Below are 14,432 nucleotides of genomic sequence, written 5' to 3'. Positions count from 1 at the left end.
TCAACCGTTATTTTCAGATTTCTGTCATAAAGGTCAAAACGCCCACAGATACCGGAGCAGGAACCTGAACTGCTGTCTGACTCCTATAAAAGCAAAAAGCAGAAGGCCGGCCCCAAGGGGCCGGCCTTCTTTGAGCCTGACACGGAAACGCGAATTACTCGGACTTCAGGGTGATCCGGGCAAATGCCTTCTTGCCGGCCTGGCAGACATGGGTAGCCCCCAGCTTGAAGACGAACGCACGATCGACCACTTCGCCATCCACCCGCACACCACCGGAACCCAACAGATCACGAGCGACTGCCGAGTTCTTGACTAGGCCCGCCTTGTTGAGGATCGCAGCGATCGGCATATCTTCGGCCGCTGCCAACTCGATCTCCGGCAGATCGTCCGGCAGTTCGCCATCCTTCATACGATTGCCCGCGCCACGATGGGCATTGGCCGCCGCCTCCTCGCCATGGAAACGGGCAACGATCTCTTCGGCCAGCAAGATCTTGATATCCCGCGGGTTGGCACCGCCCTCGACATCCTTGCGCAACTGATTGATCTCATCCATCGAACGGAAACTCAACAGTTCGAAATAGCGCCACATCAGCGCATCAGGGATCGATACCAGCTTGCCGTACATCACACCCGGCGCTTCCTGGATACCCACATAGTTACCCAGGGACTTGGACATCTTCTTCACACCGTCCAGACCTTCGAGCAGCGGCATGGTGAGGATGCATTGCGCCTCCTGCCCATAGGAACGCTGCAACTCACGCCCCATCAGCAGGTTGAACTTCTGGTCGGTACCGCCCAACTCGACATCGGCCCGCAACGCCACCGAGTCATAGCCCTGCACCAGCGGATAGAGGAACTCATGGATCGCGATCGGCTGCTTGGAGCTGTAGCGCTTGTCGAAATCGTCACGCTCGAGCATACGCGCCACGGTGTACTGCGAAGTCAGGCGAATGAAGTCCGCCGGCCCCATCTTGTCCATCCAGGTGGAGTTGAACGCCACCTCGGTCTTGGCCGGGTCGAGAATCTTGAATACCTGGGACTTATAGGTCTCGGCGTTCTCGAGCACCTGCTCGCGAGTCAGCGGCGGACGCGTAGCACTCTTGCCACTCGGGTCACCGATCATGCCGGTGAAATCGCCGATCAGGAAAATGACCTGGTGACCCAGATCCTGGAACTGGCGCAGCTTGTTGATAAGCACCGTATGACCCAGATGCAGATCCGGCGCCGTCGGGTCAAAGCCAGCCTTGATACGCAGCGGCTGGCCGCGCTTGAGCTTCTCGACCAGTTCCGACTCGACCAACAACTCTTCCGCACCACGCTTGATCAGCGCTAGCTGCTCTTCAACCGACTTCATAACCAACCTGCAAGGCTCAGATTCAAAGGGAACCAACCATACAAGATCGCAGCCCAATTACAAGTTTTGCCCGGCGTACGGCCAAGCCAGGGCCTGCCTGCACATGACAGACTTGCTTCAGAGATGTTTTGGTTATATTTTATACAGTTATTTCATCTTCATCATGTCATTCATCTTTTCCAATTCATCTTTTTCAAAGTCAAATCACTCATGAGCACAGAACCGCCTAAAGCGCCGCCGCTTTATCCGAAGACCCACCTGCTGGCCGCAAGTGGTATCGCCGCCCTCCTCAGCCTGGCACTGCTGGTGTTTCCATCCAGCGATGTCGAAGCCAAGAAAACGACCCTGAGCCTTGAACTGGAAAGTCCCGCTGCTCAACTGACACAAGACAAAGACGCTGTAGAACTCGACCAGGCCACAAATGAAGGCAATGAATCGCCTTTCGCCCAGATCGAAAACAGCGACGATGACAGCAAGAACACCGCCAAAAGCGAGCCTGCACCTGCCGTGGAAGAGAAGAAGGCACCCGGTCACCGCGAAGTGACCGTTGCCCGTGGCGACACGCTCTCCACCCTGTTCGAAAAGGTCGGCCTGCCTGCTGCAGCCGTGCATGAAGTGCTGGCCAGCGACAAGCAGGCCAAGCAGTTTTCCCAGCTCAAGCACGGCCAGAAACTGGAGTTCGAACTGAGCCCCGACGGCCAGTTGAACAACCTGCACAGCAAGGTCAGCGACCTGGAAACCATCACCCTGACCAAGGGCCCGAAAGGCTTCACCTTCAATCGCGTGGTCACCAAGCCAACCGTCCAGTCGGCCTATGTACATGGCGTGATCAACAGCTCCCTGTCCCTCTCGGCCCAACGCGCCGGCATGCCCCACAGCCTGACCCGCGAGATGGCCAGCGTCTTCGGCTACGACATCGACTTCGCCCAGGATATTCGCCCAGGCGACGAGTTCGAGGTGATCTACGAACAGAAAGTGGTCAACGGCAAGACCGTCGGCACCGGCAACATTCTGTCCGCCCGCTTCACCAACCGCGGCAAGACCTACACCGCCGTGCGTTACACCAACAAGCAGGGCAACAGCAGCTACTACACCGCCGACGGCAACAGCATGCGCAAGGCTTTCATCCGTACTCCAGTGGACTTCGCCCGCATCAGCTCGCGCTTCTCCATGGGCCGCAAGCACCCGATCCTGAACAAGATCCGCGCCCACAAGGGCGTCGACTACGCCGCCCCACGTGGTACGCCAATCAAGGCAGCGGGCGACGGCAAGGTGATCCTGGCGGGGCGTCGCGGCGGCTACGGCAACACCGTGATCATCCAGCACGGCAATAGCTACCGTACCCTCTATGGCCACATGCAGGGCTTTGCCAAGGGCGTCCAGACCGGCAGCAACGTCAAGCAGGGCCAGGTGATCGGTTATATCGGCACCACCGGTCTGTCGACCGGCCCGCATCTGCACTACGAGTTCCAGGTCAACGGTGTGCACGTCGACCCGCTGAGCCAGAAACTGCCGATGGCCGACCCGATCGCCAGATCCGAGCGCGCCCGCTTCCTGCAACAGAGCCAGCCGCTGATGGCGCGCATGGACCAGGAAAAGGCCACCAAGCTCGCTTCGGCCAAGCGCTGAACCATGGCGCTCTATATCGGCGTGATGTCCGGCACCAGCCTGGATGGGCTGGATATCGCGCTGATCGAGCTGGGCAGCGGCATCCAATTGCTGGCCACCCACTACACTCCCATGCCTGACGCACTGCGAGCCGAACTGCTCGGCCTGTGCGCCAGCGGCCCGGATGAAATCGCCCGGGCCGCGATAGCCGAACATAAGTGGGCGACCCTCGCCGCCCGTGGCGTCAACGCCCTCCTCGCCCACCAGTCGCTCACCCCCGAATCGATTCGTGCCATCGGCAGCCATGGCCAAACCATCCGCCATGAACCGGCCCGCGGCTTCACGGTACAGATCGGCAACCCGGCGCTGCTGGCCGAACTGACCGGGATCAGCGTCGTCAGTGATTTCCGCCGGCGTGACGTGGCAGCCGGCGGCCAGGGCGCACCGCTGGTACCCGCCTTCCATGAGGCTCTGTTCGAGGAGCGCAGTGCAAATTGCGCGGTACTGAATATTGGCGGCTTCAGCAACCTGAGCCTGATCGAGCCGAACAAGCCGGTGTCAGGCTTCGACTGCGGCCCTGGGAACGTGCTGCTGGATGCCTGGATTCAAGACCAGCGCGGCGAGACCTACGATCGCAACGGCCAGTGGGCCGCCAGCGGCCAGGTCGAACCGCAGTTGCTGCAGGCGCTGCTGGGCGACCCCTTCTTCCAGACCACCGGCCCCAAGAGCACCGGACGGGAAGTCTTCAATCTGAACTGGCTGAAGCAACACCTGGGGCGCCTGCCGACCTACAACGCCGAGAACGTGCAAGCCACACTGCTCGAACTCACCGCACAGAGCATCATCGAGTCGCTGACCCATGCCCAGACAGGCACCGAGCAGTTGCTGGTCTGTGGTGGCGGCGCCCATAACGCGGCACTGATGGCACGGCTGGGCCAACTGCTGCCCGAAGCCAAAGTCGCCAGCACCGCAACCCACGGCGTAGATCCCGACTGGGTCGAGGCCATGGCCTTCGCCTGGCTCGCCCACTGCTGCCTGGAGGGCATCCCGACCAACCGCCCCAGTGTGACCGGCGCGCGCGGCTTGCGGGTGCTGGGCGCGATCTACCCGGCCTGAGCCCCACAAGGCAAAACGCCGCGAAGATTCGCGGCGTTGAGATCAGGCGCTTGAAGACCCGTCAGATCGAGAACGACGAACCGCAACCACAGGTGGTGGTGGCGTTCGGGTTCTTGATCACGAACCGCGAACCTTCCAGACCCTCCTGGTAATCCACTTCCGCACCGGCCAGGTACTGGAAGCTCATCGGATCGACCACCAGGCTGACGCCTTCGCGCTCGACGATGGTGTCGTCCTCGGCCACATCCTCGTCGAAGGTGAAGCCGTACTGAAACCCTGAACAACCGCCGCCCGTCACGAATACGCGCAGCTTCAAGCGATCATTACCCTCTTCATCGACCAGGCTCTTCACCTTGTGCGCGGCACCCTGGGTGAATAGCAAAGCCGTGGGGGTGAAGGATTCGACGCTCATGTTGACTATCTCCCGGCGTTACGCCGCCATAATGCGTGATGACGTGCATTATCCGCTTCTCCTAGAAAAGCGGTCAACTATTGTTATGGTATATCAATAAACCCGTTACACGAGGCACCATGCAAAAAGGCCCGCATGGCGGGCCTTTTCGGTGAATCGCAAGATGCGGTTATGGCAGCATGCCGGCATGGGACAGGCCCAGGCGCTCATCCAGGCCGAACAGGATGTTCAGGTTCTGTACCGCCTGGCCCGAAGCGCCCTTGACCAGGTTGTCGATCACCGACAGCACGACCACCAGGTCGCCGTCCTGCGGACGGTGCACTGCAATCCGGCACACGTTCGCACCACGCACGCTACGGGTTTCCGGATGGCTGCCAGCCGGCATCACATCAACGAACGGCTCGTTGGCATAACGCTTCTCGAACAGCGCCTGCAGGTCGACGGAGCGGTCCGCCACAGTCGCGTACAGAGTGGAGTGAATGCCGCGAATCATCGGTGTCAGGTGCGGCACGAAGGTCAGGCCGACGTCCTTGCCGGCGGCACGATGCAGGCCCTGACGGATTTCCGGCAGGTGGCGGTGCCCCTTGACCGCGTAGGCCTTGAGGCTTTCCGAGGTTTCGGAATACAGCGAACCGACGCTGGCACCACGACCGGCACCGCTGACACCGGACTTGCAGTCGGCGATCAGCCGCGAAGCGTCGGCCAGGCCGGCTTCCAGCAATGGCAGGAAGCCCAGTTGCGTGGCGGTGGGGTAGCAACCCGGTACAGCGATCAGCCGAGCCTGGCGGATCTTCTCGCGGTTCACTTCCGGCAGGCCATAGACCGCCTCGTCCAGCAGCGCCGGCGCACCGTGCGGTTGGCCATACCACTTGGCCCATTCATCGGCATCCTGCAGACGGAAGTCGGCGGACAGGTCGATGACCCTGGTCCCGGCGGACAGCAGTTCGCCGGCCAGGGCATGGGCAACGCCGTGAGGCGTGGCGAAGAACACCACATCGCAGGCGCCCAGTGTCTTGACGTCCGGCACGCTGAACTTGAGGCCATCGTAGTGACCGCGCAGGTTCGGATACATGTCGGCCACGGCCACTCCGGCCTCGGATCGGGAAGTGATGACCACCACCTCTGCCTGCGGATGCTGTGCCAACAGACGCAGCAATTCGACACCGGTGTAACCCGTGCCGCCGACGATACCGACCTTCACCATGACCTGCCCCTCAACGAACCCACTGGAAAGCCCTCGATAATAGGGCCCGCGCAGGCCTGCGACAACCGTCAAGGTGACGTGCGGAGGCTCGAGACTCTACTATTTGTTCCACCGTGAACCTGGAAATCAAAAAAATGCTCTATCTCTGGCTCAAAGCCTTGCACATCGTCAGCGTCGTCTGCTGGTTTGCCGGCCTGTTCTACCTCCCGCGCCTGTTCGTCTACCACGCCCAGAGCGAGGACAGTATCAGCAAGGAACGCTTCAGCGTCATGGAGCGCAAGCTGTACCGCGGCATCATGGGCCCGGCGATGATCGCCACGCTGATCTTCGGCGGCGCGCTGATCAGCCTCAACCCCGCTGCCTACTTCACCCAGGGTGGCTGGATGCACGCCAAGCTGACGCTGGTGGTGCTGCTGATCGGTTATCACCACATGTGCGGCGCCCAGGTGAAGCGCTTTGCCCGTGGCGAGAACACCCGCAGTCATGTCTTTTATCGCTGGTTCAATGAAGTACCGGTTGTGATATTGCTGGCTATCGTAATTCTGGTCGTGGTCAGACCGTTCTAAGCCAATAAGCCGTCACTCCCGGAGTACCGCCCATGTCGCTGCCCGTCCTGCTCGAACAACGCCTGCGCCTGCCCGTCGTGGCGGCGCCGATGTTCCTGATTTCCAACCCGCAACTGGTCCTGGCCTGCTGCCGCAACGGCGTGGTCGGCAGCTTCCCGGCCCTCAACCAGCGTGAAAGCAGCGGTTTCAAGGCCTGGCTGGAGGAAATCGAAAGCGGCCTGGCGGAACTGGACAATCCGGCGCCCTACGCCGTCAACCTGATCGTGCACCACAGCAACCCGCGCCTGCAGGCCGACCTGCAGATCTGCATCGAACACCAGGTGCCGATCGTCATCACCAGCCTGGGTGCGGTCAAGGAAGTGGTCGACGCGGTGCACAGCTACGGTGGCCTGGTTTTCCATGACGTGACGACCCGTCGTCACGCCGAGAAGGCCGCCGAGGCCGGTGTCGACGGCCTGATTGCAGTCGCCGCCGGCGCCGGCGGGCATGCCGGCACCTGGAGCCCGTTCGCGCTGATCGCCGAAATCCGCCAGTTCTTCGACAAGACACTGCTGCTGTCCGGCTGCCTGAACCATGGCCACGAGATTCTCGCCGCGCAGTTGCTGGGCGCGGACCTGGCCTATCTCGGCACCCGCTTCATCGGCACCACGGAAAGCCATGCGCCCGAGGCCTACAAGCAGATGCTGCTGAAGTCGCATGCCGCCGACATCGTGCACACCGCCGCCGTTTCGGGCGTCCCGGCCAGCTTCATGCGCCAGAGCCTGGAAAACGCCGGTTTCGACCTTGCCGCCCTGCAGGGCAAGGGCGAAGTCGACTTCGGCAGCAAGCTCAAGCCGCTCAATGACGAAGCCAAGGCCTGGAAAACCGTCTGGTCCGCCGGTCAGGGCGTTGGCGAGATCAACGACCTGCCGAGCATCGACCAACTGATCGCACGACTCGACGACGAGTACCGCCAGGCGCAATCCCGGGCGGCGCAACTGTCAGGACACTGGCCCCGCCCGTGAGCCCGCTGTGGCCTGCAAGTATCTTGCGGGCCTACACTAGGCGCCATCCATCAGTATCGAGACAGGGACGCCCAATGAGCAACACCCGCTTCAAGATCGTATTCGATGGCACCTTGCTGCCCGGCGTGGAACAGACCACCGCCCAATTCAACCTTGCCGAACTGTTCAAGAGCGACATGGCTTCCGTGGAAAAGCTCTTCAACGGTCACCCCATTGCGCTCAAGCGCGACCTTTCGGCCACCGAGGCGCAAAGCTATCTCCAAGCCCTGCGCAACACCGGGATCGACGCACGGATCGTCGAGGAAACACCGAGCGTCGAACTGAGCCTGGCGGATGTCAACGAGCTGCCCGCCAGCGTGCCGCCTCCCGCAGCCGGCGAACCGCAGTCACGGTACGTTCCACCTCCAGAGAACAACCCGTCGCACTCACCCTACGCGCCACCTGCCGCCCAGGTTGGAGATACGCTGCCCACCTTCGGGCCGCTGAAGGTGTTCAGCCTCAATGGCCGGATCGGACGATTGCGGTATCTGGCGTGGAGCATGACGGCGGCACTCGTGACCTTCGTTCTGCTGATGCTTCTGACCACCATCCTCAGAGGCTCGGCGATCGTTGGCGGCCTGGTCGTGGTGGTTGCCGCCGCTTTTTACCTCCTCCTGACCATCCAGATCGCCGTACAACGCCTGCACGATATCGGCTGGTCCGGCTGGCTCTGGCTGCTCATGCTGGTGCCCCTCATCGGCTACGTGTTTCCCTTCATCCTGCTGTTCTGCCCAGGCAACGCCTCGGCCAACCGGTACGGCGCTCCGCCGCCGCCCAACAGCACATCGGTCAAGGTGCTCTCGATTCTGGCAAGTATCTTCGTCTTCCTGATCAGCCTGACCGTCGTACTGGGAGCCGCCAGCATCAGGAACATCTAGGCCAGCCAGGCCAAGAGCAGCGCCAAGCAACCGTGGCCCCTGTAGACTATCGGCAAAATAAACAGCGCTGACCTTGCGACCTCCCTGTCCCGAGGCCCGGCGCCGTTGCCATGGAGAATTGCATGACCCGTTACGCCCTGATCACCGGCGCTTCCAGCGGTATCGGCCTGGCCCTGGCCGAAGCCCTGGCGCGCCGCGGTCGCAACCTGATCCTGGTTGCCCGTCAACGTGATCGGCTGGAAAGCATTGCCATCGAACTGACCCAACGCTTCGGCGTCGAGGTGCTGTTCCGCGCCTGCGACCTGGGCGAACCGCTGCGTCTGTCCGGCTTCCTGCTGGAGCTGGAGGAAGGCGCGCACCAGATCGATCTGCTGGTCAATTGCGCCGGTATCGGCACCAGCGGCCCGTTCCTGGCCCAGGACTGGGGTACCGAGCAGGACCTGATCGAAGTGAACATCCTCGCCCTCACCCGCCTGTGCCATTCCCTCGGCAACCTGATGGCGATCCAGGGCGGCGGGCAGATCCTCAACGTCGCCTCGATCGCCGCCTTCCACCCGGCGCCATGGATGAGCAGCTACTACGCCAGCAAGGCTTACGTCCTGCACTTCAGCGAAGGCCTGCGCGAAGAGTTGAAAAAAACCGGGATCAAGGTCTCGGTGCTCTGCCCCGGCCTGACCCGCACCGCCTTCTTCGATACCGCCCAGTTGCAAGCCGACAAGCTCAAGCAGAGCAAGCTGATGATGAGCCCCGAGGAAGTCGCGCTCTACACGGTACGCGCCCTGGACAAGAATCGCGCGATCATCATCCCCGGCTGGCGCAATCGCTGGCTCACCCGCCTGCCGCGCCTGGGCAGCCGCTGGATGGTGCGCAAACTGGCCGGCCTGATTACCCGGGCATACTGCCCACGCTGACACTTGAACTCGCGGGCCGCAGCAGACAGACTCCGGCCCATCCCTACGCAAATGGAGAAACAGTTGTGGATACTCTGTTCACCAAGATCATCAACCGGGAGATACCCGCGAAGATCATCTACGAAGACGACCAGGTCCTGGCGTTCCACGATATTGCCCCGCAGGCACCGGTGCATTTCCTGGTGATCCCGAAGAAGCCGATTCGCACCCTCAATGACCTGACCGAGGACGACAAGGCACTGGCCGGGCATATCCTGTTCACCGCCCAGCGCCTGGCGCTGGAGCTGGGCTGCGAGGAAGGCTTCCGCGTGGTGATGAACTGCAACGAGAAAGGTGGCCAGACGGTCTACCACATCCACATGCATGTGCTGGGTCAGCGCCAGATGAACTGGCCTCCGGGCTGATACGCCTCCTTGTTGGAGCAGGTTTGCCGGCAAAGATGATCGCAAGATCGGTACAAGGCTTGCCGGCCTGTTCGCGGGCAAGCCCTGCTCCTGCCGGGAATGCGTGAGCGGCTCGATCATGGCGGGAGCCGGCTTGCTGGCGACAGGGATCGCCAGTCCACACAAACCCTTCCGCTGCCCGGCCATCCAGCCGATGACCCAGCTCAAACCTTCCGCCCCGGATTGCGGTAAACTGCAGACCGAGATTCCTCCGGAGGTCAGCATGACTACCCAACGTCACTACTCGCCGATTGACCGCCTGCTGCTGCAGGCCGACGCCGCCATGCGCACCCTGCTCCCGTTCAGCGGCCAGCCGTATCGCCCATCGCCGGCCATCGTCCAGCCCGAAGCGCAGATGAGCGAGGAGGATACCCGCCATGTCGCCGGACTGATGCGGATCAACCACACCGGTGAAGTCTGTGCCCAGGCGCTGTACCAGGGCCAGGCCCTGACCGCCAAGCTGCCCCACGTACGCGAAGCCATGGAGCACGCGGCCGAGGAAGAGATCGACCACCTGGCCTGGTGCGAGCAACGTATCCGCCAGCTGGGCAGCAGCCCGAGCGTGCTGAATCCGTTGTTCTATGGCTTGTCCTTCGGAATTGGCGCGGTGGCTGGGCTGATCAGCGACAAGGTCAGCCTCGGGTTCGTCGCGGCGACCGAAGACCAGGTCTGCAAGCACCTGAACGAACATCTGGAACAACTGCCCGCCGAAGACGAGAAATCCCGGGCGATTCTCGAACAGATGCGCATCGACGAGGAACACCATGCCGAGTCGGCGCTCGATGCCGGCGGTTTCCGCTTCCCGGCGCCGGTGAAGTTCGGCATGAGCCTGCTGGCCAAGGTGATGACCAAGAGCACCTACCGCATCTGAACCGGCGGATCATAGGCGGGGCTGCGACCGCTGCTTTTTTGTAGGAGCGGCCGGCCGACGCTCCTACAAACAGCGCAAGCCTGCCCAGGGCATCAGCCGAGTTCGACGATCTCGTAGTCATGGCTGATGGCCACACCTGCGGCACCGAGCATGATCGAAGCCGAGCAGTACTTCTCGGCCGACAGCTCGATCGCCCGCTTGACCTGCGATTCCTTCAGGCCCCGCCCCTTGACCACGAAATGCAGGTGGATCCTGGTGAACACCTTCGGATCTTCGGTCGCACGCTCGGCTTCAAGGAACGCTTCGCAGCTCTCGACCGGCTGGCGCGCCTTCTTCAGGATGCTGACCACGTCGAAGTTGCTGCAGCCACCCAGGCCCAGCAGCACCATTTCCATGGGACGTACGCCCAGGTTGCGGCCACCACTTTCCGGCGGGCCATCCATCACCACCACGTGTCCGCTACCCGACTCTCCGAGGAACATGGCTTCGCCAGCCCATTGGATGCGTGCCTTCATCGCCAAGACTCCACTGATTAAAAAGGTCGCCAGCTTAGCACAGCACCCTGTGGGCTCAGGCGACGACCGGTTGGTCGGTCCATTAAATTCCACCATCTCGACACCGCGTGTCTGTTAAGCTGACGCCAAATCGCTGGCGTTATGCCAGCTTTTTGGCTACGCCTAAAAAAACCAAACCAAACCGTGCAGTCTTTTCCAGGATACAAACATGGTTGCTCTGGCTTCCGCTTCCCCCTCCAAGATCAAGAACCTCGACAAACTGCTGATGCACTGCCAGCGTCGTCGCTACCAGGCCAAGAGCAACATCATCTGCGCCGGCGATCGTTCGCAGACCCTGTTCTTCATCGTCAAGGGCTCGGTCACCATCCTCATCGAAGACGATGACGGCCGGGAAATGATCATCGCCTATCTCAATGCCGGGGATTTTTTCGGTGAGTTGGGGCTGTTCGAGCAGGCGGGGGTCGAACAGGAGCGCAGCGCCTGGGTACGCGCCAAGGTCGAGTGCGAGGTGGCGGAAATCAGCTATGCCAAGTTCCGCGAACTGGCCCAGCAGGACCCGGACATCCTCTACGCCCTCAGCGGACAGATGGCACAGCGCCTGCGCAACACCACCCGCAAGGTCGGCGACCTGGCCTTTTTCGACGTGACCGGGCGCGTCGCCCGCTGCCTGCTGGACCTGTGCAAGCAGCCGGATGCCATGACCCACCCGGACGGCATGCAGATCAAGATCACCCGCCAGGAAATCGGCCGGATCGTCGGCTGCTCGCGGGAAATGGTCGGCCGAGTGCTCAAGGATCTCGAAGAGCAGAACCTCGTACACGTCAAGGGCAAGACCATGGTGGTCTTCGGTACCCGCTAGGCGTCGAGCAGACCTGCCAGCAGTTGCTGGTACGAACCGGCCAGCCGCTCAAGGAACAGCGGGGCCGGATAGACCTCATGCAGGGCGACATGGCTCGCAGCGCGCACCCGCTGCTCCAGACTGCACGCCTGATAGAACAGATTGACCGCCGCCACCATCGACTCACGTTCGTCGTCGATCAGCATCGCACCATGCACCAACCCCACCGGACGCGTTCCGCCCCGGCTCTGCCGCCAACGCTGAGCAGTGCCGACCAGCTTGCGCCCATTGAGGTTGACGTTGTACCGACCATCGCAGAACGCCCCCTCGATCTCCCCCAAGGAAGCGACACCCCCCAGTTCGTCCAGCGCCTCGCAAATGGGCTGACACAGGCGCAGGTAACCGGTTTCGATGCGGTTCTGGTCACCCTCGCTGCGCGGTGGCGCATAGACCAGGGAAATGTTCACCGTCGACGAGGACTGCGGCACCGGTTCACCACCGGTCTCTCGCAACAGGACCGGCCAACCGCTGGCCGCCAGCGCCTCACAGGCCGCTTCAAAACCCGGCAACCGATTCAGCCGCCGCGGCATGACCAGGGCACGATCACTGGGCTGCCACAACAACAGCCCCCAGTCCCGCTCGCCGGCACAGACTTCGGCCAGCAGATCCTGTTCGGCACGCAGGCCGGCTTCGACGGTAAAGGCTACAGGCAGGGTCATGGCAAAAAGATCCGTTCAGTCAGGCCATGAAAAAGCCGGCAATGCCGGCTTGTTCGAACAACAGGTTTCAATCGAGGGTGGAACCGGTGATCACCGGCGTCCCGCGCTCCGGGAAGAACAGCCGCTGCAGTTCATCACCCGGGTTCTGCGCACGCATGAACGCTTCGCCGACCAGGAACGAGTACACCTGGCTGATTTCCATCAGCTCGACATCGGCCCGGTTGAGGATGCCACTCTCGGTGACCACCAGGCGGTCGCGCGGCACCATCGGCAACAGGTCGAGGGTGGTTTCCAGGCTGACGTCAAAGGTGTGCAGGTTGCGGTTGTTGATACCGATCAGCGGTGTGTCCAGATGCTTCAGTGCCCGCTCCAGCTCGGCGGCGTCATGGGACTCCACCAGCACGTCGAGCCCGACAGCCTTGGCCACCGAGGCCAGCTCGGCCATCTGCCCGTCTTCCAGTGCGGCGACGATCAGCAGGATGCAATCGGCGCCCATGGCCCGGGCCTCGACGATCTGGTACGGATCGACCATGAAGTCCTTGCGGATCACCGGCAGCTTGCAGGCCGCACGGGCCTGTTGCAGGTACAGGTCCGAGCCCTGGAAATAATCCACGTCGGTCAGCACCGACAGGCAGGTCGCCCCACCCTTCTCGTAGCTGCTGGCTATTTCCGCCGGGATGAAATGCTCGCGAATCACTCCCTTGCTCGGCGAAGCCTTCTTGATTTCGGCAATGACCGCCGGCTGCTTGCGCTTGGCCTGGTCGAGCAGCGCCTGGGCAAAACCGCGAGGAGCATCGGCGGCGCGAGCCAGGTTCTCAAGCTCAGCCAGACTCAGGCGCGCACTGCGCTCGGCAACCTCCTCGGCCTTGCGGGCGAGGATCTTCTCCAGAACGGTTGGCACACTCATGCTTCATTCTCCTGCTTGAATACCGCGGTGAACGCGCCCAGCTCCTCGAGTTTTTCCCGGGCAAGGCCGGTATGCAGCGCATCATGGGCCAGGGCAACGCCTTCCTTGAGGCTGCTGGCCAGATCGGCGGCATACAGCGCGGCACCGGCGTTGAGCACGATCATTTCCGCAGCTTTCTGGCCGTTCTCGGTCTTGCGGCGCCCCAGTGCATCGCGGATCAACGCCAACGACGCCGCCGGGCTGTCCACCACCAGGCCAAACAGACTCTGACTCTTTATACCCAAGTCTTCGGGCTGAACCCAATACTCGGTTATTGCACCATTTTTCAGTTCGGCAACGTAGGTCGGTGCCGCCAGGCTGAATTCATCCAGGCCGTCCTGGGAATGCACCACCAGCACGTGCTTGCTGCCCAGCCGATGCAGGACTTCCGCCAGTGGCCGGCAGAGTGCCTGGGTGAACACGCCCACCACCTGGTGCTTCACGCCAGCCGGATTCGTAAGCGGGCCAAGCATGTTGAACAGGGTGCGCAGGCCCAGGTCGCGACGCGGGCCTGCGGCGTACTTCATCGCACTGTGGTGGGTCTGGGCGAACATGAAACCGATACCGACGTTATCGATGCAACGCGCCACCTGGACCGGCGTCAGGTTCAGATAGACACCGGCCGACTCCAGCAGGTCGGCACTGCCGCTCTTGCCCGACACCGCCCGGTTGCCATGCTTGGCGACAGTACCGCCAGCCGCTGCGACGACGAAGGCCGACGCGGTGGAAACGTTGAAGATGTTGGCACCATCACCGCCGGTACCGACCACGTCGACCACACCGTCGAGGCTCTGCAGTTCGACCTTGTCCGCCAGCTCGCGCATGACCGAAACCGCACCGACGATCTCGTCGATGCTTTCGCTCTTCATGCGCATGGCCATCATGAAGGCGCCAATCTGCGCCTCGGTGCACTGCCCGGTCATGATCTCACGCATGACATCGCGCATTTCTTCGGTGCTCAGGTCCAGGTGGCCGACGATACGGCTCAGGGCTGTCTTGATATCCACG

16 protein-coding genes are annotated in these 14,432 nt (G+C 62.1%); 9 read left to right on the top strand and 7 right to left on the bottom strand.

What is annotated here, in order from left to right; all coding sequences use genetic code 11:
* Positions 1 to 154 precede the first annotated feature (154 nt).
* Positions 155 to 1,354: a tyrosine--tRNA ligase gene (tyrS, locus tag PF66_RS30050; protein WP_054056989.1), complete on the bottom strand. Its 1,200-nt coding sequence runs from the start codon at positions 1,352 to 1,354 to the stop codon at positions 155 to 157.
* A 210-nt stretch (positions 1,355 to 1,564) separates the two neighbouring features.
* Between tyrS and PF66_RS30045 the strand changes: the two genes are divergently transcribed.
* Positions 1,565 to 2,983: a peptidoglycan DD-metalloendopeptidase family protein gene (locus PF66_RS30045; RefSeq protein ID WP_054064673.1), complete on the top strand. Its 1,419-nt coding sequence runs from the start codon at positions 1,565 to 1,567 to the stop codon at positions 2,981 to 2,983.
* A gap of 3 nt (positions 2,984 to 2,986) precedes the next feature.
* Positions 2,987 to 4,078, top strand: a complete 1,092-nt coding sequence (locus PF66_RS30040; RefSeq protein ID WP_054064672.1) for an anhydro-N-acetylmuramic acid kinase — start codon at positions 2,987 to 2,989, stop codon at positions 4,076 to 4,078.
* Between the two features lie 61 nt (positions 4,079 to 4,139).
* On the opposite strand, the gene erpA is transcribed toward PF66_RS30040, so the two are convergent.
* Both erpA and argC read right to left on the bottom strand, forming a co-directional pair.
* The gene (gene erpA / locus PF66_RS30035; protein WP_017902852.1) at positions 4,140 to 4,490 is read right to left on the bottom strand and encodes an iron-sulfur cluster insertion protein ErpA; all 351 of its coding nucleotides are present in this window, start codon (positions 4,488 to 4,490) and stop codon (positions 4,140 to 4,142) included.
* A 169-nt stretch (positions 4,491 to 4,659) separates the two neighbouring features.
* Positions 4,660 to 5,694 (bottom strand): N-acetyl-gamma-glutamyl-phosphate reductase, encoded by a 1,035-nt coding sequence (argC, locus tag PF66_RS30030; protein ID WP_054064671.1) that lies wholly within the window; start codon positions 5,692 to 5,694, stop codon positions 4,660 to 4,662.
* 134 nt (positions 5,695 to 5,828) lie between these two features.
* Between argC and hemJ the strand changes: the two genes are divergently transcribed.
* From hemJ to coq7, 6 genes are all read left to right on the top strand, one after another.
* Positions 5,829 to 6,260, top strand: a complete 432-nt coding sequence (gene hemJ / locus PF66_RS30025) for a protoporphyrinogen oxidase HemJ (RefSeq protein WP_054056993.1) — start codon at positions 5,829 to 5,831, stop codon at positions 6,258 to 6,260.
* Between the two features lie 32 nt (positions 6,261 to 6,292).
* Positions 6,293 to 7,264 carry an NAD(P)H-dependent flavin oxidoreductase gene (locus PF66_RS30020; protein ID WP_054056994.1) on the top strand — a complete coding sequence of 324 codons (972 nt, stop codon included), beginning with the start codon at positions 6,293 to 6,295 and terminating at the stop codon, positions 7,262 to 7,264.
* Positions 7,265 to 7,338: 74 nt separating this feature from the next.
* Positions 7,339 to 8,181: a DUF805 domain-containing protein gene (locus tag PF66_RS30015; RefSeq protein WP_054064670.1), complete on the top strand. Its 843-nt coding sequence runs from the start codon at positions 7,339 to 7,341 to the stop codon at positions 8,179 to 8,181.
* A gap of 122 nt (positions 8,182 to 8,303) precedes the next feature.
* Positions 8,304 to 9,092 (top strand): SDR family NAD(P)-dependent oxidoreductase, encoded by a 789-nt coding sequence (locus PF66_RS30010; protein WP_054056996.1) that lies wholly within the window; start codon positions 8,304 to 8,306, stop codon positions 9,090 to 9,092.
* Positions 9,093 to 9,157: 65 nt separating this feature from the next.
* Positions 9,158 to 9,496 (top strand): histidine triad nucleotide-binding protein, encoded by a 339-nt coding sequence (locus PF66_RS30005; RefSeq protein ID WP_054056997.1) that lies wholly within the window; start codon positions 9,158 to 9,160, stop codon positions 9,494 to 9,496.
* Positions 9,497 to 9,758: 262 nt separating this feature from the next.
* Complete coding sequence (coq7, locus tag PF66_RS30000; RefSeq protein WP_054057052.1) at positions 9,759 to 10,406, top strand: 2-polyprenyl-3-methyl-6-methoxy-1,4-benzoquinone monooxygenase; 648 nt, start codon at positions 9,759 to 9,761, stop codon at positions 10,404 to 10,406.
* 92 nt (positions 10,407 to 10,498) lie between these two features.
* On the opposite strand, the gene PF66_RS29995 is transcribed toward coq7, so the two are convergent.
* Positions 10,499 to 10,921: an OsmC family protein gene (locus tag PF66_RS29995; RefSeq protein ID WP_054056998.1), complete on the bottom strand. Its 423-nt coding sequence runs from the start codon at positions 10,919 to 10,921 to the stop codon at positions 10,499 to 10,501.
* Between the two features lie 208 nt (positions 10,922 to 11,129).
* On the opposite strand from PF66_RS29995, the gene crp reads away from it, so the two are divergent.
* Entirely contained in the window at positions 11,130 to 11,780 is a 651-nt protein-coding gene (gene crp, locus PF66_RS29990) for a cAMP-activated global transcriptional regulator CRP (RefSeq protein WP_054056999.1), read from the top strand.
* On the opposite strand, the gene PF66_RS29985 is transcribed toward crp, so the two are convergent.
* The 3 genes from PF66_RS29985 to trpD form a co-directional block, all read right to left on the bottom strand.
* On the bottom strand, positions 11,777 to 12,478 hold the full coding sequence (locus tag PF66_RS29985; RefSeq protein WP_054064669.1) for a lipoate--protein ligase family protein: 702 nt from the start codon (positions 12,476 to 12,478) through the stop codon (positions 11,777 to 11,779). The two genes, crp and PF66_RS29985, sit on opposite strands and share 4 nt — an antisense overlap.
* 67 nt (positions 12,479 to 12,545) lie before the next feature.
* Positions 12,546 to 13,385 carry an indole-3-glycerol phosphate synthase TrpC gene (gene trpC / locus PF66_RS29980; protein ID WP_054064668.1) on the bottom strand — a complete coding sequence of 280 codons (840 nt, stop codon included), beginning with the start codon at positions 13,383 to 13,385 and terminating at the stop codon, positions 12,546 to 12,548.
* On the bottom strand, positions 13,382 to 14,431 hold the full coding sequence (gene trpD / locus PF66_RS29975) for an anthranilate phosphoribosyltransferase (protein ID WP_054057002.1): 1,050 nt from the start codon (positions 14,429 to 14,431) through the stop codon (positions 13,382 to 13,384). Before trpD ends, trpC begins: the two co-directional genes overlap by 4 nt.
* Position 14,432 lies beyond the last annotated feature (1 nt).

It is taken from the genome of Pseudomonas asplenii (genome assembly GCF_001293465.1).
Classification (GTDB): Bacteria; Pseudomonadota; Gammaproteobacteria; order Pseudomonadales; family Pseudomonadaceae; genus Aquipseudomonas; species Aquipseudomonas fuscovaginae_B.
Note: the sequence above shows the minus strand (reverse complement) of the source record. Positions and strands in the feature narration are given on the sequence as shown.